The 18,580-nt window shown below is 73.0% G+C and carries 20 protein-coding genes and 7 pseudogenes; 13 read left to right on the forward strand and 14 right to left on the reverse strand.

Annotation, left to right across the window (positions count from 1 at the left end):
• Positions 1 to 33: 33 nt before the first annotated feature.
• Positions 34 to 570 (reverse strand): annotated as a pseudogene (locus L2X98_RS01580) (3'-5' exonuclease); the annotation flags it as partial.
• 387 nt (positions 571 to 957) lie between these two features.
• A complete protein-coding gene (locus L2X98_RS01585; protein ID WP_259612115.1) occupies positions 958 to 2,157 on the reverse strand; it encodes a UvrD-helicase domain-containing protein in 1,200 nt (399 codons plus the stop codon).
• Positions 2,158 to 2,318: 161 nt separating this feature from the next.
• Between L2X98_RS01585 and L2X98_RS01590 the strand changes: the two genes are divergently transcribed.
• Both L2X98_RS01590 and L2X98_RS01595 read left to right on the forward strand, forming a co-directional pair.
• Complete coding sequence (locus L2X98_RS01590; RefSeq protein WP_259612116.1) at positions 2,319 to 2,543, forward strand: DUF3107 domain-containing protein; 225 nt, start codon at positions 2,319 to 2,321, stop codon at positions 2,541 to 2,543.
• Complete coding sequence (locus L2X98_RS01595; RefSeq protein WP_259612117.1) at positions 2,543 to 2,833, forward strand: hypothetical protein; 291 nt, start codon at positions 2,543 to 2,545, stop codon at positions 2,831 to 2,833. Before L2X98_RS01590 ends, L2X98_RS01595 begins: the two co-directional genes overlap by 1 nt.
• Positions 2,834 to 2,863: 30 nt before the next feature.
• On the opposite strand, the gene L2X98_RS01600 is transcribed toward L2X98_RS01595, so the two are convergent.
• The gene (locus L2X98_RS01600) at positions 2,864 to 3,574 is read right to left on the reverse strand and encodes a ferritin-like domain-containing protein (protein WP_259612118.1); all 711 of its coding nucleotides are present in this window, start codon (positions 3,572 to 3,574) and stop codon (positions 2,864 to 2,866) included.
• A gap of 193 nt (positions 3,575 to 3,767) precedes the next feature.
• On the opposite strand from L2X98_RS01600, the pseudogene L2X98_RS01605 reads away from it, so the two are divergent.
• Positions 3,768 to 5,279 (forward strand): annotated as a pseudogene (locus tag L2X98_RS01605) (DEAD/DEAH box helicase).
• A 27-nt stretch (positions 5,280 to 5,306) separates the two neighbouring features.
• Here the strand turns inward: L2X98_RS01605 and L2X98_RS01610 are convergent.
• A pseudogene (locus tag L2X98_RS01610) lies at positions 5,307 to 6,156 on the reverse strand (PHP domain-containing protein); the annotation flags it as partial.
• Between the two features lie 61 nt (positions 6,157 to 6,217).
• Between L2X98_RS01610 and L2X98_RS19710 the strand changes: the two are divergent.
• The 4 genes and pseudogenes from L2X98_RS19710 to L2X98_RS01620 all read left to right on the forward strand — a co-directional run bounded on the left by L2X98_RS19710 (position 6,218) and on the right by L2X98_RS01620 (position 8,870).
• Complete coding sequence (locus tag L2X98_RS19710; protein WP_354002874.1) at positions 6,218 to 6,391, forward strand: hypothetical protein; 174 nt, start codon at positions 6,218 to 6,220, stop codon at positions 6,389 to 6,391.
• Positions 6,391 to 6,777 (forward strand): hypothetical protein, encoded by a 387-nt coding sequence (locus L2X98_RS19715; RefSeq protein WP_354002875.1) that lies wholly within the window; start codon positions 6,391 to 6,393, stop codon positions 6,775 to 6,777. Before L2X98_RS19710 ends, L2X98_RS19715 begins: the two co-directional genes overlap by 1 nt.
• Positions 6,774 to 7,235: an endonuclease/exonuclease/phosphatase family protein gene (locus tag L2X98_RS19720; RefSeq protein ID WP_354002876.1), complete on the forward strand. Its 462-nt coding sequence runs from the start codon at positions 6,774 to 6,776 to the stop codon at positions 7,233 to 7,235. Before L2X98_RS19715 ends, L2X98_RS19720 begins: the two co-directional genes overlap by 4 nt.
• 223 nt (positions 7,236 to 7,458) lie before the next feature.
• Positions 7,459 to 8,870, forward strand: a pseudogene (locus L2X98_RS01620) (aminopeptidase P family protein).
• Between the two features lie 6 nt (positions 8,871 to 8,876).
• On the opposite strand, the gene L2X98_RS01625 reads toward L2X98_RS01620, so the two are convergent.
• Complete coding sequence (locus L2X98_RS01625) at positions 8,877 to 9,158, reverse strand: citrate/2-methylcitrate synthase (RefSeq protein ID WP_259612119.1); 282 nt, start codon at positions 9,156 to 9,158, stop codon at positions 8,877 to 8,879.
• Positions 9,159 to 9,231: 73 nt separating this feature from the next.
• Positions 9,232 to 10,096 (reverse strand): annotated as a pseudogene (locus L2X98_RS19725) (citrate/2-methylcitrate synthase); the annotation flags it as partial.
• On the opposite strand from L2X98_RS19725, the gene L2X98_RS01640 reads away from it, so the two are divergent.
• Positions 10,086 to 11,279 (forward strand): citrate synthase, encoded by a 1,194-nt coding sequence (locus L2X98_RS01640; protein ID WP_259612120.1) that lies wholly within the window; start codon positions 10,086 to 10,088, stop codon positions 11,277 to 11,279. The pseudogene L2X98_RS19725 and the gene L2X98_RS01640 overlap by 11 nt on opposite strands.
• A gap of 21 nt (positions 11,280 to 11,300) precedes the next feature.
• Here the strand turns inward: L2X98_RS01640 and L2X98_RS01645 are convergent, their stop codons facing one another.
• The 3 genes and pseudogenes from L2X98_RS01645 to L2X98_RS01655 all read right to left on the reverse strand — a co-directional run bounded on the left by L2X98_RS01645 (position 11,301) and on the right by L2X98_RS01655 (position 12,755).
• Complete coding sequence (locus L2X98_RS01645; RefSeq protein WP_259612121.1) at positions 11,301 to 11,567, reverse strand: alpha/beta family hydrolase; 267 nt, start codon at positions 11,565 to 11,567, stop codon at positions 11,301 to 11,303.
• 40 nt (positions 11,568 to 11,607) lie between these two features.
• Positions 11,608 to 12,030: pseudogene (locus L2X98_RS19730) on the reverse strand (alpha/beta family hydrolase); the annotation flags it as partial.
• 89 nt (positions 12,031 to 12,119) lie between these two features.
• Positions 12,120 to 12,755 (reverse strand): YflT domain-containing protein, encoded by a 636-nt coding sequence (locus L2X98_RS01655; protein ID WP_259612123.1) that lies wholly within the window; start codon positions 12,753 to 12,755, stop codon positions 12,120 to 12,122.
• Between the two features lie 52 nt (positions 12,756 to 12,807).
• Here L2X98_RS01655 and L2X98_RS01660 point away from each other — a divergent pair, with 52 nt between their 5' ends.
• From L2X98_RS01660 to L2X98_RS01675, 4 genes are read left to right on the forward strand one after another with little or no spacing between them, the layout of a single operon-like run.
• The gene (locus tag L2X98_RS01660) at positions 12,808 to 13,986 is read left to right on the forward strand and encodes a magnesium transporter MgtE N-terminal domain-containing protein (protein ID WP_259612124.1); all 1,179 of its coding nucleotides are present in this window, start codon (positions 12,808 to 12,810) and stop codon (positions 13,984 to 13,986) included.
• On the forward strand, positions 13,908 to 14,099 hold the full coding sequence (locus L2X98_RS01665; protein ID WP_259612125.1) for a CBS domain-containing protein: 192 nt from the start codon (positions 13,908 to 13,910) through the stop codon (positions 14,097 to 14,099). The genes L2X98_RS01660 and L2X98_RS01665 overlap by 79 nt, the downstream gene beginning before the upstream one ends.
• Entirely contained in the window at positions 14,099 to 14,623 is a 525-nt protein-coding gene (locus tag L2X98_RS01670) for a DUF1003 domain-containing protein (RefSeq protein ID WP_259612126.1), read from the forward strand. The genes L2X98_RS01665 and L2X98_RS01670 overlap by 1 nt, the downstream gene beginning before the upstream one ends.
• A complete protein-coding gene (locus L2X98_RS01675; protein WP_259612127.1) occupies positions 14,620 to 15,864 on the forward strand; it encodes an Mrp/NBP35 family ATP-binding protein in 1,245 nt (414 codons plus the stop codon). Before L2X98_RS01670 ends, L2X98_RS01675 begins: the two co-directional genes overlap by 4 nt.
• Here L2X98_RS01675 and L2X98_RS01680 read toward each other — a convergent pair.
• The 3 genes from L2X98_RS01680 to L2X98_RS01690 form a co-directional block, all read right to left on the reverse strand.
• Positions 15,855 to 16,046: a hypothetical protein gene (locus L2X98_RS01680; protein ID WP_259612128.1), complete on the reverse strand. Its 192-nt coding sequence runs from the start codon at positions 16,044 to 16,046 to the stop codon at positions 15,855 to 15,857. The two genes, L2X98_RS01675 and L2X98_RS01680, sit on opposite strands and share 10 nt — an antisense overlap.
• On the reverse strand, positions 16,046 to 16,300 hold the full coding sequence (locus tag L2X98_RS01685) for a hypothetical protein (RefSeq protein ID WP_259612129.1): 255 nt from the start codon (positions 16,298 to 16,300) through the stop codon (positions 16,046 to 16,048). Before L2X98_RS01685 ends, L2X98_RS01680 begins: the two co-directional genes overlap by 1 nt.
• A gap of 96 nt (positions 16,301 to 16,396) precedes the next feature.
• On the reverse strand, positions 16,397 to 16,741 hold the full coding sequence (locus L2X98_RS01690) for a twin-arginine translocase TatA/TatE family subunit (protein WP_259612130.1): 345 nt from the start codon (positions 16,739 to 16,741) through the stop codon (positions 16,397 to 16,399).
• Between the two features lie 75 nt (positions 16,742 to 16,816).
• Between L2X98_RS01690 and L2X98_RS01695 the strand changes: the two are divergent.
• Positions 16,817 to 17,495, forward strand: a pseudogene (locus tag L2X98_RS01695) (O-methyltransferase).
• Positions 17,496 to 17,515: 20 nt separating this feature from the next.
• On the opposite strand, the gene L2X98_RS01700 reads toward L2X98_RS01695, so the two are convergent.
• Both L2X98_RS01700 and L2X98_RS01705 read right to left on the reverse strand, forming a co-directional pair.
• Entirely contained in the window at positions 17,516 to 17,686 is a 171-nt protein-coding gene (locus L2X98_RS01700) for a DUF3117 domain-containing protein (protein ID WP_084515728.1), read from the reverse strand.
• A gap of 34 nt (positions 17,687 to 17,720) precedes the next feature.
• The gene (locus L2X98_RS01705; protein ID WP_354002877.1) at positions 17,721 to 18,551 is read right to left on the reverse strand and encodes a hypothetical protein; all 831 of its coding nucleotides are present in this window, start codon (positions 18,549 to 18,551) and stop codon (positions 17,721 to 17,723) included.
• Positions 18,552 to 18,580: the final 29 nt, after the last annotated feature.

The following is an 18,580-nucleotide window of genomic DNA, read 5'->3' on the forward strand; positions in this document are numbered from 1 at the left end:
GCCGGTGTCGTCGTCGTCCACCGCGGTCACGATCAGGCGGGATCGTGCCCGCGAGATCGCGCGCACGAACAGGCGCAGCTCGTCGTGCATCGCCGCGCGGCGACGATCCAGCGTCTCGGGCGCGCCGGCGTCGCCGGGCGCGCGTGCGATGGCGTCGGCCAGCCGCCAGGTGTCCAGCAGGCTTCCGCGCAGCCGGGTGTTCGGCCAGACGCCGTCCTGCACCCCCGCGATCACGACCGTGTCGAAGTCGGTCCCGAGGGCCCCGGCGGGGGTGAGCACGGACACGGCCTCGGTCACCGCAGAGGCCTCGAGCCGGTCCTCGGCCACGTCGCTGTCCAGGATGCCGCGCACGAACACCAGCGGGTTGTCCGCCGCGGCGTCGGCCCGCTCCTGGAACCGCTTCGCCGCCTGGAACAGGGCGACCACCGCATCCAGATCCCGGTTCGCCTGCTCGGCGAGGGGTCCGGTGCCGTCCGCGGCGCGGGCCCAGACCCGCTCGAGACCCGATGCCTGCCACGCGATCCACAGCAGCTCGTGCGCCGTGTCGCCGCGTTCCAGGCCGGCGCGCACGTCGGCCAGGGTGCGCGCGAGCCGCGCGGCCCGCCGCGCCTCGCGAGTGTCGACGACGTCGAACTCGACCGGGAACCGGCAGGCCTCGCACAGCAGCTGGGCGGCCGCCCGGTCGCCGCCGCCGCGCAGCTCGGCGTGCCGCAGGGCGGTGCGCGAGCCGACGCAGCTGCACCGGATCGAACCCGCCGATCACGCCCAGCAGCGTCTCGGCGACCAGCTCGGGGGTCCACTGGCCGGGATCGACGGCGGCCAGCTCGACCACCCGCAGCAGGTCCTGCACCGGGCGCAGCGTGCCCAGAGCCTGCCCTGGGCCGGCGGAGCGTGCCGGCACCTCGCGCGCGGACAGCTCCGACTCCAGCGCGGCCACCTGCCGGGTGTCGTGGGCGATCACCGCGCACCGCTCCCAGCCGATCCCGTCGCGCACGTGCCGTTCCCGGCAAGCCGCGCGATCACGTCGTACTCCTCGGCGGCCGAGCGCGGCAGCATCGTCTGCACCTCGTCTCCGACGGCGACGCCGCCGGGGGCCCGCCGGTGGGCGACCACCCCGCCGGCGCCGATGTGCGCGGTGACCGCACGGGCCAGATCGGTCATCGACGCGGTGCCGCGGTGCGGCGCGGCCAGCACGTGCACGCCGCGGTGCGGCGCGGCCAGCACGTGCACCTCCCGCAGCGACGCGCTCAGCCGCGCGAAGTTCTCCGGCGTCGCCCCGCGGAACGCGCCGGCCCCGACATCCGGATCGCCGAAGGCCAGCACCGCGATCCCCCGCGCCCGACAGGCCTCCAGCAGCTCGACGCCGCCCAGAGTGAGCTCCTGCGCGTCGTCGACCAGGATCACGCGGGCGCGGGTGAGCTCGGCCAGGACCGCATCTCCGGCGCTGCGCACCAGCCCGACCGCCTCGCGGACCAGGCCCGCGGCATCCCGGTGCGCGCCGCGCATGTCGGCCCGCACCTGCAGGTACTCGCGGAAGAAGGACGCCATCGCCGTCCACGACTCCCGCTCGAACCGCGCGCCGAGCCGTGCGAGTCGGTCGGGTTCGACCCCCAGCGTGATGCACTCGGCGAAGAAGGCGCGCACCTCGCTGCGGAACCCCCGGGTCGCGCGGATGTCGGCGGGCAGCCATGCGGGCCACCGCTGGGCGCCGGATGCCTCGTCCTCGGCGTCGCCGGCAAGCAGATCCTGGATCAGCTGGTCCTCGTCGCCGCCGGTCAGCAGGCGGGGCGGCTCGCCGCCGGCGTGCACCTCGGCCCCGCGCACCAGCCGGAACGCGAACGAGGTGATCGAGTGCGCGAGCGCGCCCGAGGTCGCCCCGCCGACGGCCAGTCCGAGCCGGTCGCGCAGGGCGGTCGCCGTGGTCCGGCTGGGTGTGAGGACGAGCACGTGGTCGGCGGTCAGCCCGGTGCCGTCCTGTGTGAGCGCGCGCACCCGGGCCACCAGGGTGGCGGTCTTGCCGGTGCCGGGCGCGCCGACCACGGTGCCGGATGCGTCGGCGGGCAGCGCGATCACCGCGCGCTGGGACTCATCGGGCGCGAACGGGCGGTGCGGCTCCGAAGCAGTGCGGGTCTCGGTGTCGGGGGTGCTGTCGGCCATCGTCTGGCTACGCTATCGCCCGGCGCCGACACGGTCGCGCGTCGGAAGCGCGTGGCGTCGTTCGCCCAGAGCGTGCGCCGGCGCCGGCTCGGGCCTGCGCGGCGTGTCGTAGAGTTGCCATACCCACCACCAGCCAGCAGGCCAGAGAAAGGCAGGGATCCGTGGAGATCCGCATCGGCATCGTGAACACCGGACGTGAGCTGAACTTCGAGACCGACGAGTCGGCCGACAGCGTGCGCTCGACGATCACCACCGCGCTGGAGTCCGGCGCCACCCACGTGAGCCTCGCGGACGGCAAGGGCAACACCTACATCGTGCCGACCGCGGGCCTGGCCTACGTCGAACTGGGCACCGAGGACGTGCGCCGGGTCGGGTTCGTGGCCTGATGCAGATCGTGCTCGCTCTGATCTACGGGGCGGCGATCGGGGCGCTGGCCCACTTCACCATGCCGGCGCGCGACATGCGCGGCTCGGCACTCGCGCCGATGCTCGGCGCCGTCGTCGGCGGCGCCGTCTGGACGATCCTGACCTGGGTCGGCCTGGGACTGGACAGCCCCTGGCTGTGGCTGGCGGCCCTCATCGTGCCGGCGGCGGTCGTCTACATCGCTGTGGCGGTACTCACCCGCCTGCGCCGCGCCCGCGACGAGCGCGAACGCGAGCGCCTCCGGCTCGCGTGACCCGCCGACGCATCACGCTCGGGTCGTCCCTCAGGCGGTGAGGTCGATCGCGCCCATCCGCCGGGCGTGCGCGGCCAGCAGCTCGGTGAACACCGGCTCGACCTGCTCCTGCTCGGTCTCGTCGAGCACGCCGGTGCGCAGCGCCGCCCGGGCGATGAGGATGGTGTCGCCGACCAGACGCCGTCCCCACATCGCCAGCAGGGAGCGCAGCTCGCCGTCCTCGGCGATCCCCTGCGCGAGCAGCTCGACGATCGCCTGGCGATCGTCGTCCGCCTGCAGGATCCGGGCGACGCGGGCGCCGGTCTCGCCATAGCTCTGCGACAGCGCGTCGTAGAAGTCGTCCAGCATCCCGGCGGTGATGTGCACCGACAGCATGGTCTCCTGCGGTCGGATGCCGTGGGTGGCACTGCGGAACGCGTCCAGCGGCTCGCGGAACGGCGCCATCAGCTCGGTCGGGTCCGCGTCCCGGTCCCGGATCAGCGCCACCAGCTCCTGATGCTTGGTCAGGGCCGCACCGGCCGCGCGCGACAGCGCCTCCTTGTGTCCGAGCTGCGGGGTCGCCGCGATCAGCTCGCTGAGCGTCTCGAAGTAGCCCAGCTTGCAGGTATGCGGCCTGGCCGAGGAACGTGTCGACGTCGGGCGCGAGATCCTCGAACGCCACCCGGGTGGCGTCGCCGAGGTCGCCGCGCGAGCGCAAGCCGCAGCGTGCGCACCGCCGGTCGCCGTCGCCGCTGGAACCACCCGAACACGAGATACAGCCTACGGCCCGGGGATGCGCGTCCGAGCGCGCCCGCGCGGCCGTGCACAGACCCCTCCGGTAGGATCGTGTTCATCCCGGCATCGGATCGGGATCCCGCGCCTGCAGCTGACGAGAGGGCGTGGACTTCTTCCGGCGGCCCCTCGGGCCGCCCTCACTCAGACAGGCATATACATCGTGACGACTTTCGCCGACCTCGGCGTGGATCAGGACATCATCGACGCGCTCGCCGCCCACGGCATCGCGGACTCCTTCCCGATCCAGGAGCAGACCATCCCGCTGAGCCTTCCGGGCCAGGACATCATCGGACAGGCCAAGACCGGCACCGGCAAGACGTTCGGCTTCGGCATCCCGGTCGTGCGAGCGACTCGGACTGGACCCCGCGCCGGGCGTCCAGGCCCTGATCGTCGTCCCGACCCGCGAGCTCGCGGTGCAGGTCTACGAGGACATCGACATGCTGACCGCCAACCGCGCCACCAGCGTCGTGGCGATCTACGGCGGCAAGGCCTACGAGGGCCAGATCGAGGCTTGCCGGGCCGGCGCGCAGATCGTCGTGGGCACCCCCGGGCGGCTCATCGACCTCGCCGGGCAGCGCCTGCTCGACCTGTCCCACGCCCGCGAGGTGGTGCTGGACGAGGCCGACAAGATGCTCGATCTGGGCTTCCTGCCCGACATCGAGAAGATCTTCCAGAAGGTGCCCGAGGTGCGGCACACCCAGCTGTTCTCGGCGACGATGCCCGGCCCGATCGTCGCGCTGGCCCGCCGGTTCATGTCCAACCCGATCCACATCCGGGCCTCCGACCCGGACGAGGGCCTGGCCCAGGCCAACATCCGGCACATGGTCTATCGCGCGCACTCGCTGGACAAGGACGAGGTGATCGCCCGCATCCTGCAGGCGCGCGACCGCGGCAAGACGGTCGTCTTCACCCGCACCAAGCGCGCCGCCCAGAAGCTGGTGGACGAGCTCAGCGATCGCGGGTTCAACGCCGTCGCCGTGCACGGAGACATGAGCCAGGAGGCCCGCGAACGCTCGATGGCGGCGTTCAAGGCCGGCAAGCGCGACGTGCTGATCGCCACCGAGGTGGCCGCCCGCGGCATCGACGTGGACGATGTCACCCACGTGATCAACCACACCGTGCCGGACGACGAGAAGGCCTACCTGCACCGCGTGGGCCGGACCGGCCGCGCGGGCAAGACCGGCATCGCCGTCACGTTCGTGGACTGGGAGGACCTGCACAAGTGGGCCCTGATCAACCGCGCCCTCGACTTCGGCAAGCCCGAGCCGCTGGAGACCTACTCGTCCAGCCCGCACCTGTACGAGGAGCTGGACATCCCAGCCGGCACCAAGGGACGGATCACCACCGCACCGCGCACGTCGTCGGTCAAGACCCAGCGCGGCCCCCGCCCCGAGCGGGCGGCGGATGCCGCCACCGACGGCGAAGGCGGCACCCGGCGTCGCCGCCGCCGCCGCGAGGGCGGACCCGAGCGGGTCGGCGCGAGCTTCGAGCCCGATGGACGGCAGCCGCTGCCGCCGCCGACGCGGCGCCCGCCGCGGGTGAGGGGGCCGCGGAAGGCGCCGGCACCCACGACGGCGGCGGCACCGAGCACCACGACGGCAAGCCGGCCGCGGCGCGCCGCCGTCGGCGCCGTCGTCGCTCCGGCGCGGCCACCCCGAACCCCGGCGCCTGAGCTCCCCGCCTCGTCGTCAGCCGAAGACGGGGCGCTGCCGGTCCCGCGCGCGATGATCCGCTCGACCATGTCGTCGGCCGTGGTGTGCTCGCCCGGGACGTTGGGCTTGCCCGCCCCGTGGTAGTCGCTGGAGCCGGTGATGATCAGGTCGTGCTCCTCGGCCAGCCGGCGCAGCATCCGCACGCCCGGCTCGAGGTTCTCGCGATGGCCGAGCTCGAAGCCGGCGAGCCCCGCCTCCCGCATCCGGGTGAGCAGCTGGCGGGGCAGGACGCCGGCCCGACCGGCCGGATGCGCGATGATCGGCACGCCCCCGGCATCGGCGATCAGGCCGACGGCGGTCACCGGGTCGGGGGCGAAGAGGGCGACGTAGTATTCGCCGGCGGGGCTGAGGATGCCGGAGAACGCCTCCGTGCGGTCGCGGACATGGCCCCGCGCCACCAGCGCGTCGGCGATGTGCGGCCGGCCGACGGTCGCGTCGTCCGAGGTCTGGGCGAGGATGTCGTCCCAGTCCAGGTCGTAGTCGCGGGCGATGTTGTCGGCCATCGTGCGGGCCCGCTCCCGCCGTGACCGGCGCACCCGATCCAGCATCGCCCGCAGCCGGGCGTCGTCGGGATCGATCAGGTACGCCAGGATGTGCACGCTTGCGCCAGGTGTGCTTGGCGGACATCTCCATCCCCGGGATGAACGTCATCCCCAGGGACGTCGCCGCCTGCGCGGCCTCCGCCCATCCGGCGGTGGTGTCGTGATCGGTCAGGGCCACCGTGCGCATGCCGTGCTGATGCGCGGCGCGCATCACCTCGGCCGGAGCCTGCGTGCCGTCGGAGCGGTCCGAATGCAGATGCAGATCACTCGGACCCTCGAAGACGTGCGGCGCCATCCCCCGAGAGTAGCGTGCCCCGTCCGCCGATCTCTCAGCCTGCTGGCATAGAGTCGCGTCCGTGCTTCGCCTCCTCGGAATCCTGCTGACCGTGCTGTGCGCGATCGGGGCGGCGATCCTCACCTGGCCGCAGTTCTTCCGCCTCGAGCGGGTGTTCCCGGTGGCGCAGGTCATCTCCTTCCGCGGGCTGATCACGCTCGGATTCGCCGCCCTGCTGCTGCTCATGCGCTGCTGATGCTGGCCCGCCCGCTCCGCCCGCTCGCGGCATCCCTCGCCCTCATCGCCTTGGTCGCCGGCGGCGTCAACGCCGGCATCATCGTCTCGCGCGGCACGGGCAGCGACGCCCTCCCGGCCAAGGGTGAGGGCAGCGTCCGGGTGATGACCTGGAACACCGCCGGCTCGGCGACCTCGCCGGATGAGATCGCGCGCACCGCCGTCGCGATGGAGGCCGACGTGGTGACCCTGCCGGAGACGACGATCGAGACCGGCGAGAAGGTGGCAGTGGCGATGCGCACGCTCGGGCACCGGATGTGGGCGTACCACACGCAGTACGGCGCGCACGGCTGGGACGCGAGTTCGACGACCGTGCTGATCTCCCCGATCTGGGCACCTATTCGGTGATCGAATCGTCATCCGACGGCAGCAGCAACACCTCCACGGTGCCGTCGGCGGTCGCGATGCCGGTGGACGGGTCCGGGCCGACGATCGTCGCCGCCCACGCCGTGGCGCCGCGGGAGCACTACATGGACAGCTGGAAGCACGATCTGCAGTGGATCGCCGACCAGTGCGCGTCCGCCGATGTCATCATCGCGGGCGATTTCAACGCGACGGTGGACCACATGGCGGGGCTCGGCACCGACGGCGGGACGCTCGGCCGCTGCCACGACAGCGAGGACGCGACCGGCAACGGCGGCGTGGGCACGTGGCCGACCTCGATGCCGGCGCTGGCCGGAGCCCCCATCGACCACGTGATGGCCACGGATGCCTGGACCGCCGCCGGATCGGTGGTGCTCACCTCGATGGACGGCAGCGGCAGCGACCACCGGCCTCTGGTGGTCCAGCTCGATCCCGCGCACTGACACTGCCCCTCCCCCTGCCCCTGCCCCCTGCCCGCCGTCGGCGCACGAAGCGGGTGCGATCGTGCCGTGCAGAACTCCGGAGATTCTGGGCGTGACCAACGGCACGTCCGCGGAATCTCGCGGGGTCGGTGCCGGGCAGGCCACGACCCTCCGGAGTTCTGCACGCGAATCTCGCGCGACGACCCGCCGGGCGAGGCATCCGACGACGTGAGAAACTGGAGGCATGAGCACGACAGGTGAGACCTCCGCCGAGACCGCGGCGCGCCCCTCGAGGCAGCGAGAACCGGCGCCAGCCCTTCCCCGGGGATTCCTCGACACCATCTCGACCGGCTGGGCATCGCGCCCCGAGACGCTCCCGCCGCAGCGCGCGCAGGCGGCGTACGCCGCACGTCGGCGCGAGGCGCTGTCCGCGCAGTTCCCGGGCCGGCGCCTGGTGATCCCCGCCGGGGACCTCGAAGCAGCGCAGCAACGACACCGACTACGTGTTCCGGGCGCACTCCGCGTTCGCACACCTCACCGGATGGGGTGCGGATGCCGAACCCGGCGCCGTGCTGGTGTTCGATCCGTCCGCCGACGGGCACGAGACCACCCTGTACTTCCGTGAGCGGGCCGACCGCACCACGACGGAGTTCTACGGCGACGCCTCGGTGGGCGAATTCTGGATCGGGCCGCGTCCCGCCCTGGCCGGCGTCGCCGCGGATCTGGGCGTCGCGACCGCCCACATCGATGCGTTCGCCGCGCACGACGACGATCTGGTCGTCGACGACGATGCCGCGCTGACCCGCGCGGTCTCGGAGCTTGCGCCTGGTCAAGGACGAGTACGAGCTCGCGCAGCTGCGACTGGCCGTGCAGGTCACCGCGCGCGGGTTCGACGACATCGTGCGCGAGCTGCCCGCGGTCCTGGCGCATCCGCGCGGCGAGCGCGTGGTGGAGGGCGTGTTCCACCTGCGCGCCCGCAGCGACGGCAACGGCGAGGGGTACGACACGATCGCCGCCTCCGGCCCGCACGCCTGCTACCTGCACTGGACCCGCAACGACGGCGCCGTCGCCGACGGGGACCTCATCCTGATCGACGCCGGCGCCGAGGTCGACAGCCTGTACACCGCCGACATCACCCGCACGATCCCGGTGTCCGGCACCTTCACCGACGTGCAGCGCACCGTGTACGAGACGGTGCGCGAGGCCGCCGACGCCGCGTTCGCCGCCGCCAAGCCGGGCGTGACCTTCCGCACCGTGCACGAGACCGCCCTGGCCGTGATCGCCCGGCGCACCGCCGAATGGGGCCTGCTGCCGGTCACGGCCGACGAGGCGCTGGATGCCGACACCGGCGGGCAGCACCGGCGGTACATGGTGCACGGCACCAGCCACCACCTCGGCCTGGACGTGCACGACTGTGCGCAGGCCCGTCGCGAGATGTACTACGACGGCATCCTCGAACCGGGCATGGTCTTCACCATCGAGCCGGGGCTGTACTTCCAGATCGACGATGAGACGGTGCCGGCCGAGTACCGCGGCATCGGCGTGCGGATCGAGGACGACGTGCTGGTCACCGCCGACGGAGTCGAGAACCTGTCGGCCGCCCTCCCCCGGACGGCCGACGAGATCGAGGCGTGGGTGGCGCAGGCGCGTCGCTGAGGACCGTCACCGGGCGCGCACCGCGGGGCCGGTGAAGTGGGCGGCCGGACGGATGATCTTCGGGTCCCGGGCCTGCTCGACGGCGTGCGCGGTCCACCCGATCGTGCGCGCCACCGCGAACGTCGGGGTCATCAGCTCCCGCGGGATGCCGCACAGCTCCATCACGACCGCGGCGAACAGCTCGACGTTCGCATGCAGTCCGCGCCCCGGCTTGACCTCGGCGAGCACCTGCTCGGCGATGCGCTCGTAGGCCACCGCGATCTCCACCCGGTGGCCGCCGCGCTGCACCGCCAGATCTCGCAGCGAGCCGCGCTCGCGGGTCGGCCGTGCGGTAGACGGCGTGCCCGAACCCCATGAGGCGGCGGCCGGACGCGAGCTCGGCGCGCACCCACGGTTCGATGTCGTCCACATCGTCGAACCGGTCGATCGCCTCCAGTGCACGAGCGGGGGCACCGCCGTGCAACGGCCCGGACAGCGCTCCCAGGGCGCCGGCCAGGCACGACGCGAGGTCGGCGCCGGTGGAGGCGATCACCCGCGCCGCGAACGTCGAGGCGTTGAACCCGTGGTCCATCGCCGCGATCAGATAGGCCGACAGCGCACGCTCGGCCCAGGCATCCGGTTCCCGCCCGGTCAGGTTCGCCAGATGATCGGCGACGACGCCGCGGCCGGTCGTCACCGGCGCGCTCCCCCGCCGGTGAGCCAGCGCCACGATCGTGGGCGTGACGGCCGCCAGCTCGAGAGCGGATGCCGTGCGTCCGGCCTCGTCGAGGTCGTACAGGGCGCTCATCCCCCGACGTGCGGACAGGACGGCCCAGGCCGCCTTCAGCACGGCGACAGGGTCTGCGGTCGCGCCGCGCAAGCGCAGCGACGATCTCGCGCACGTCCGCGCCGTCCCGGGCCCGGGCGATCCGCTCCGCGAACACGCGCCGCTGCGCGGGGTCGGGCAGGTCCCCGATCAGCAGCAGGTGCCATACGTCCTCGAAGGATGCCGATGCGGCGAGCCCGACCGCCGACCGGTCCCGGTACTGAAACCATCCCTCGTCGCCGTGGACGTCGCTGAGCCCGGTCTCGGCGACCACCACTCCGGCCAGCCCGCGGGGGACCTCGATCCTCCCGCTGTGGTGCATGACGGCATCCATGTCCTCGTCCTTCCGCTCTGCGATACCGTCAGTGTGTGAACATGACGCCGTTTCCGTCAATGTTGATCGGATCAACATGACCGACATGACGACGACGCCGATGCTGACCGCCGCGCAGGCGGCGGCGCGTCTGGGCGTCAAGCCGGCGACGCTGTACGCCTACGTGTCCCGCGGTCTGCTGGACCGGCGGCGCACGCCTCAGGGGTCGCGGTTCGAGGCGCTCGCGATCGAGGAGTTCGCCGCGCGCCGGACACGACGGCGGCCGCCGGACACCGTGCAGGCCGCCGGGTCTCCGCTGATGGTGCTGGACACCGATGTGGCCGTGGTGCTGGATGACGAGCTCTTCCTCCGCGGACGGGACGTGACGCGACTGGCGACCGGGTCCACGCTTGCCGACGTGGCCCGCTGGCTGTGGGACATGACCGACCCGTGGCCTCGGGTCGACGCGGCGGACGCGGCCGACATCCGCCGCGCCGTCTCGGCGCTGCCGGCCTCCGCGTCGCCGCTGGACCGCATCCGCACGGCGGTCACGGTGCTCGCCGCTACCGACCCGCTGCGCGCCGACACCTCGACCGAGCAGCTGCGCCGGGCGGCGGCACGGGTGCTCGTCCACCTCCCGTGTGCGCTGGATGCGGCGGATCCGCCGACGCTGTGGCACGCCCTGAGCGCGCGCGCCCCCTCCGCCGAGGACCGCCGTGCCCTCGAGGCCGCGCTGATCCTGGTCGTGGATCACGACCTGGCCGTGTCGACGATGGCGGCCCGCATGGCGGCGTCGGCCCGTGGGTCGGCGTACGCGATCGTCGGCGCGGCGCTGGGCGCGTTCGAGTCGCCGCTGCACGGCACCGCGAGCCGTGCGGCGCGCGCCCTCCTCGACGACGTCCGGTCCGGCGCCGATCCGGCCGACGCGATAGCGGCCGCGGTGGCGCGCACGGGTCGCGGCGTGCCGGGATTCGGACAGCGGCTGTACACAGGCACCGACGCCCGCGCCGCGGCGCTGCTGCCGCTGGTGTACGCGCTGCCGGGTGGCGCCGACCTGCGGGCGGCGGTCGCCGGGCTGTCCGAGGTCCTCGTCCGCCGTGTCGGACTCCACCCGAACGTCGACCTCGCACTGGCCGCCCTCACCATCGCGGCGGAGATGCCCCGGATGCCGGGGCGACGATCTTCGCGGTCGGGCGCACCGTGGGCTGGATCGCGCACGGCCTGGACGAGTACGCGGAACCGCCGCTGCGGCTTGCGCCCGCGCGGCCGCTACGTCGGGCCGATGCCCTGACCGCTGCCGCGTCCCGACCGGTCAGAGAGCAGCGATCCAGTCCAGTGCGCGGGCCGCGATGTCCGCGCCCACATCGGCGGCGGGGTGCTTGTGCCCGGCAACGTCGAAGCCGTGCCCGGCGCCGTCCACCCACTGCAGCTCGGCGTGCCGGCACGACGCCACCGCCTCTTCGAGCTGGGCGTGCGGATCCACGAACGGGTCGCGCGTGCCGGAGAGGAACAGCTGCGGCGCCGTGATCTGCGGCAGGTGCTCCGCCCGGGGCCTGTCCGGGCGGCCGGGCGGGTGCAAGCGGGTAGGCGAGGTAGATGAGACCCTGCGGTCGGATGCGGTCCTGCGCCGCCGCCATCGAGGCCATCCGCCCGCCGTACGAGCGCCCCGCGGCGAACAGCGGCAGCTCGGTGGGCACGGATGCCGCAACCGCCGCCCACGCCGCCACCGCGTGCGCGGCCGGGCCCGGCATCCGGCGCCCCGCCTGCGCGTACGGGAACGCGAACCGGATCGCCCGGATCCCCGCCGCGCACACCGCGTCCGCGAAGCCGACCAGGAACGGGTGATCGAGGCGCGCGCCGGCGCCGTGCGCGAGGATCAGCGTCGCCTGTGCAGCGTGCGGCTCGTGGCGCACGGTCGTGACCTGGACGTCGCCGGCCGGAAGCGGCACGGTGACGCTCCGCTCACGCGTCGCGTTCGTCATCCCCGGACTCGTCCGGACGGTCGGCCGGCGCGGACGGCTCGGCCGGAGTCTGGGCGGCATCCGGGGCGGCGTCCGGCGTCGTCCGTTCGCCGTACCGCGGCGGCTCGGGCTGCTGCCGCTCAGGCTGCGGCCGCTCGGCCTGCGGCCGCTCACTGTCCGATGACGGGCTGCTGCGGATCGAGCTGCGGCATCCGCTCGCCGTATGCCGGGGGCGGGACCCCGGTGCGCTGGCCGTAGCGCGGCGGGTCTCCCCCGGCCGCCGGGTCGGCTGCCGGCGGCGGCGTCTGCACCCCGGGACCGCTCGCCGCCTGCGGACCGAGCACCTCGCGCGCGCGATGGATGCTGGTGGCCATCACCGTGACCTCGTAATGATCCGCGATGACCTGCATCACCGATGCGAAGTCGCGGCGGCGGCGCACGATCGCGTACGCGCCGATGCTCGGCAGCATCCCCAGGGCGACGCCGACGAACAGCACGCCGACGAACGCCGAGACGGGCACGGCCGCGTTGCCCAGCACGAAGATCGCCGAGAAGAACAGGCCGAGCAGAAGGCCGTTGATCGCGCCCGAGCGCGCCGCCGTCGCGTAGCCGAGCCGCCCGGTGACACGCTCCACCGAGCGCAGTCCGCTGCCGACGATCGCGATGTCGCGGGCGGGGATATCGCCGGCGATCAGCGCCGACACCGCCTTCTGCGCACCCTCGTACGACGGGAAGCTGGCGACCGTCTCGCCGACCTCGCTGCGCCCTGCGGTACCCTCGGCATGCTCATCCCTCCATCTTGTCACGGTGCCCTTCGCATTCCCCGACCGGCCGGTGCCCGACGGCTACGCTGGAAGCGTGAGCACGCAGAGGGTTTTCGTCGCACGCCTGTCGGGCTGCACGGTCTTCGACCCCGCGGGCGACCGGGTCGGGCGGGTGCGCGACGTGGTCGTCATCTACCGCAAGGACAATCCGCCGCGGGTCGTGGGACTGGTCGTCGAGATCCCGGGGCGCCGCAACGTGTTCCTGTCGATCGGACGGGTCACCTCGATCGCCATGGGCCAGGTGATCACGACCGGCCTGATCAACGTGCGGCGGTTCCAGCAGCGCGGCGGCGAGGTACGGGTGATGGCCGAGCTGCTCGGTCGCAAGGTGTACTTCCGTGACGGCAGCGGTCACGCCGTCATCGAGGATGTCGCCATCGACCAGGACCGGCACGGCCTGTGGAACGTCAGCCAGCTGTTCCTGCGCAAGCCGAAGACCAGTGCCTCGCCGTTCGCGAAGGGACCGACGACGTTCGCGGACTGGCAGGACGTCCGCGAACAGCAGACGCCCGGCGAGGCGCAGTCGGCCGAGCAGCTGGTCGCCACCTATTCCGAGCTCAAGCCCGCCGATCTGGCGAACACCCTGCTCGACCTGCCCGATGACCGCCTGCTCGAAGTCGCTGAGGAGCTGCCGACGGCCGGCTCGCCGACGCGCTCGAGGAGATGCCCGAGGACGAGCAAGCTGCACATCCTGGACCAGCTGGGTGACGAGCGCGCCGCCGACATCCTGGACGCGATGGAGCCGGATGACGCGGCCGACGTGCTCGGTCAGCTGCCGGAGAATCGGCTGGAGAAGCTCCTGGAGCTGATGGAGCCCGAAGAGGCCGAGGACGTGCGGGCCCTCTTGAAGTACGGCCCCGACACCGCCGGCGGTCTGATGACGAGCGAGCCGATCGTGCTCCCGGCCGACGCCACCGTCGCCGAGGCGCTCGCCCTGATCCGGCGGCACGAGCTGCATCCCGCCCTGGCGGCCGCGGTGTTCATCACGCTGCCGCCGTATGAGACGCCCACGGGGCGGCTGCTGGGCACGGTGCACTTCCAGCGGATGCGCTGCGCTACCCGCCGCATGAGCGGCTGGGCGCCATCATCGACGACACGGTCGATCCGGTGCCGGTCACCGCATCCGCGGCCGAGGTGGCCCGCCTGCTGGCCAGCTACAACCTCGTCTCGGTGCCGGTGGTGGATCCGGCGCAGCGCCTGGTCGGGGCGGTGAGCGTGGACGACGTGCTGGACTATCTCCTGCCTGAGGACTGGCGCTCCCAGGCGGCCGAGGACAATCCCGAGCCGGTGCCCACGACCACCGCGAGCATTCCGAGGCGGCGCTGATGGCGCGGGCGGCCGACCGGGGGCGGCTGGACGCCCCGCGCGGGCGCACGGGAATGCGCTCGCGCCCGGCCCAGCCCTCGCGGGATCGGTTCGGTCGGTTCACCGAGTGGGTCGCGCGCGCGATGGGCACCCCCGCATTCCTGGCGATGCTCACGATCTTCTGCATCGTCTGGATCGCGTGGAACACGATGATGCCGGACGCCCTGCGGTTCGATTCGGCCGCGAACGGCTTCACCGCGCTGACGCTGATGCTCTCGCTGCAGGCCTCATACGCCGCCCCGCTGATCCTGCTCGCGCAGAACCGGCAGGACGACCGCGACCGGGTGCAGATCGAGCAGGACCGCCAGCGTGCCGAGCGCAACCTCGCCGACACGGAGTACCTCGCGCGCGAGATCGTCGCGCTGCGGATGGCGATGACCGAGCTGTCCGAAGGGGTGATGACCCGGGAGACGCTGCGGCAGGAGCTGAAGGCGCTGCTGGAACAGCTCGAGGACCGGCCGGGCGCCGCCCAGACGCCGTCATGAATCCGCTCACCGAGGCCGTGCGCGCGGCGGTCGGGGCCGTCGTCGACCCCGAGCTGCGCCGGCCGATCGCCGGGATGGACATGGTGCGCGACATCCGGGTCGACGATGCCGGGATCGCGCACGTCGGCATCTCGCTCACCGTCGTCGGCTGTCCGATGTCGGATCGCATCGCCGCGGATGTCGCGGCCGCCGCGCGGACGGTCGACGGGGTCACGGATTCCCGGGTGACCCTGACGGTGATGAGTCCGGACGAGCGGGCCGCCCTCATCCAGCGGCTGCGCGGCCGCCGCGCCGCGGGCCGGTCGCCGTTCGCTGCGGACGGACCCACCCGCGTGGTCGCGGTGACCAGCGGCAAGGGCGGGGTGGGCAAGTCGACCGTGACCGCGAACCTCGCCGTTGCGCTCGCCCGCCGGGGGCTGTCGGTGGGACTGGTCGACCTCGACGTGCACGGCTATTCCATCCCGGGTCTGATGGGTCTGGTGGACGCGGACGGGCGGGTGCCGCATCCGACCCGGATCGACGACATGATCCTGCCGCCGATCGCGCACGACGTGAAGACCATCTCGATCGGGATGTTCCTGCGCGAGGGCGACCGGCAGCAGGCGGTGGCCTGGCGCGGGCCGCTGCCGCACCGCACCGTCCAGCAGTTCCTCGCCGACGTCTACTTCGGCACCCCGGACGTCCTGCTGCTGGACATGCCCCCGGGGACCGGCGACATCGCCATCACCGTCGGCCAGCTTCTGCCCGGTGCCGGTGTGCTGGTGGTCACCACCCCTCAGCCGGCCGCCGTCGACGTCGCGGTGCGCAGCGGCCTGGTCGCCCGCCAGACCGGCCAGCACGTCATCGGCGTGGTGGAGAACATGGCACCGCTGACCCTGCCGGACGGAACCGTGCTGGACCTGTTCGGCTCCGGCGGCGGCGCGCGGGCGGCCGAGGCGCTGTCGGACGTGACCGGATCCGTCCCCCTGCTGGCATCCGTGCCGCTGAGCCCGCGCCTGCGGTCCGCCGGCGACGAGGGGCTCCCGATCGTCGCCGCCCGTCCGGACGACCCCGCCGCCCAGGCGCTGCAGGCCCTGGCGGACCGGCTCGCCGCCCTGCCTCGGCCCGGCGCGGCGACACCGGCCCGGCCGCGGCGCGGGGCGACGAACCTCGGCAGCACCGGGCGCCCGTCGCCGCAGGCGGATGACTCCTCGGCGACCGGCTCGGCACAGACCGATCGGATCCAGCCCGGTCACGCGTAGTCGTCGGGCGCGAGCACGCGGACCCCGCGGTCGTGCACGACGAACTGCGCCCGCACCCGGACCCCGGCCCGTGCGCACGCCGCACCGAGTCCGCGCGCCCACGCGCGCTCCTCGGCGCCCACCTGCGGCCCACCCGGCCGCTCCCATGAGAACACCGCCTGCGCCGCCGGGAGCTCCTCCATCAGCGCAGACACGCGCCACGCCAGCGCATCCGCGGCGGTGACGTCCCCGGATCCGGTGGCGGCGAACGTCTCCCCGGGTCGGACGGAAGATCCGCACACGGGATGATGAGGGGTGCCTGGACATCGTCCTCGTCCAGGAACATCATCCAGATCTGCCTTCTGTGGGCCTGACCCAGCAGGTGCGAGACCCGCTCGGTGAGGAGGCTGTCGTCGGTCAGCGGCGCCTCACGGTCGGCCGCGGTCTGCTTCGTCATGCCTCCAGCCTGGCGAGGCGCTCGCTGGAGGTGGTCGCTCGGAGCCGATCTGTGGACAAGTCGCGGCCCACCCCCGCCTGGGGAGGAGAGGGCGGCTCAGGTCGCCTCGGAGTCGAACGGCGGCACCGTGCCCGGGCTGAACGACTGCGGGACGATCGCCGCCGCGCGCGGCGCGATCGGCGGCACAGGCGGCTCGTCGTCCAGCAGCGCCTCCCGGATGATCCGCCGGGGGTCGTACTGCCGCGGATCGAGCGTGCGCCAGTCGACGTCGTCGCCGAGCTCGTCCTTCATCCTCGACTTGGCCGTGCCCAGCATCTCCCGACCCCGCGCCAGCGCCTGGGCGAGCATCGCCGCGTAGCGCGGCAGCCGATCGGGCCCGAGAAGCAGGCCGACGATCACGCCGATCACCACCAGCTTCTCGATCGTGAGCCCGAAGATCATGAGTTCAGATTACCCGCCGTGGCTGGCCTGCCCGCCCGCACGACTCACGTAGGCTTGCCGCGGAGGTGCGCGCCCATGAGTGAGCATGATGCGAATCAGCGGTTCGTTCAGGAGGCGACGATCGAGCCCGACCACATCACGCGTGCCCGCGCGCACGCCCTCGAGCTCGGAGTCGCCCCCATCAGCCCCGCGGTGGGAGCCCAGTGCGCCGTGATCGCCGCCTGCGCGGACGCCCGCAGCATCATCGAGATCGGCACCGGCGCCGGCGTCTCCGGCCTCTGGCTCGCTGCACGGCGCGCCCCGGGCCATCCTCACCACGATCGACAGCGAGCCCGAGCACCTGGGCGTGGCACGCCAGTCGTTCTCCGAGGCGCGGATCCCTGCCGCCCGGGCACGCTTCATCGCCGGCCGTGCCGCGGAGGTGCTGCCGCGGATGAACGAGGGCTCGTACGACGTGGTGCTGGTGGATGCCGACCCCGACGGCGTGATCGAGTACGTCGAGCACGGGCTGCGCCTGGTGCGGCCGGGCGGCACCGTGCTGGTCCCGCGCGTCCTGGCCGGCGGCGCCGTCGCCGACCCGGTGCGGCGGGATGCGGTCACGACCGCCTACCGTTCGCTGATCCACGAGACGCAGAACTCGCCGGCCGTGATCGGCGCCCTGTCGCTGTCCGGCGAGGGGCTGCTCGAGCTGACCACCGTCCGCGAGGTCGGCGGCGCGAACACGTCAGCGGCCGGTCTGAGGACCGGCCGCTGACGAAGAAGGTCGTGCGTGGACTACGCGTTCACGACACCGCCGAGCACGTCGTAGAGCTCCTTCGCTTCGGCGTCGTTCACGGAGACGACAAGACGCCCGCCGCCCTCGAGCGGCACTCGTACGATGATCAGGCGCCCCTCCTTCACGGCCTCCATCGGCCCGTCTCCGGTTCTCGGCTTCATGGCTGCCATCGCGGCTCCCTTTCGTCGTGGTCTGGCTGACAGTTTATCGTGTAGGCCCGACGACCGCGGAATCGCGCCCGGTCACGGGATCTGCCAGTACGTATTCCCCACCGCGTACATGCTGTAGACCCACCACCACTGCCCCCCGATGCAGGCCGCCAGCACGCCTGCCCGCCAGATCCCCGACCGGGGCACGGCGACCGCGCCCCACAGCGGCGACAGCGGCAGCGAGCCGGAAGACGCTGGACTGCGGGAAGAACACCGCGAGCAGGTAGACCGCGTACGAGGCCGACCACAGCCGGATCTCCGGAGAGAGCCGACGCACCCGCGCGTCGAAGACCAGGGCGGCGGCGAAGCCCAGCACGAGCAGCACCAGCACGATATAGCCGGTGATCCGCCCGAGGCCCCAGCTGTCGAACCAGAAGCCGGCGGCATCCCAGAATCCCCGGAACGGGACGAACGCGTCGACGGCGTCCACCCAGCCGCGCCGCCAGCTGAGCTCGGTGGCGAAGTAGGCATCCGGCCAGCCGGTGACCCGTCCGGCGATGACGGTCCAGGAGAGTCCCACGACCACCGCCCAGGCCCCGAGGACGAGGATGTGCACGATCTCGGCGATGCGCAGCGGCTCGCGCCGCCGCATCCGCCAGCGATGGATGCCGTGCAGTCCGAGCAGCAGCGCGAATGCGAGAACGCCGGGGCGCGTGTATCCCATCAGCGGGATGAGCAGATACAGCCAGACGTACCGGCGCTGCCGCAGGCACCACAGTGCGAGGAAGAGCCAGAGCAGGAACAGCGCCTCGGCGTACCCCACCTGGAAGATCGCCGACACCGGAGCGGCGGCGAAGAACAGGACCGCCCAGGTGGCGGCATCCACCGGCAGCCGCGGTCGCAGGCAGGGCGTAC

This window comes from Microbacterium elymi (genome assembly GCF_021582895.2).
Lineage (GTDB): Bacteria > Actinomycetota > Actinomycetes > Actinomycetales > Microbacteriaceae > Microbacterium > Microbacterium humicola.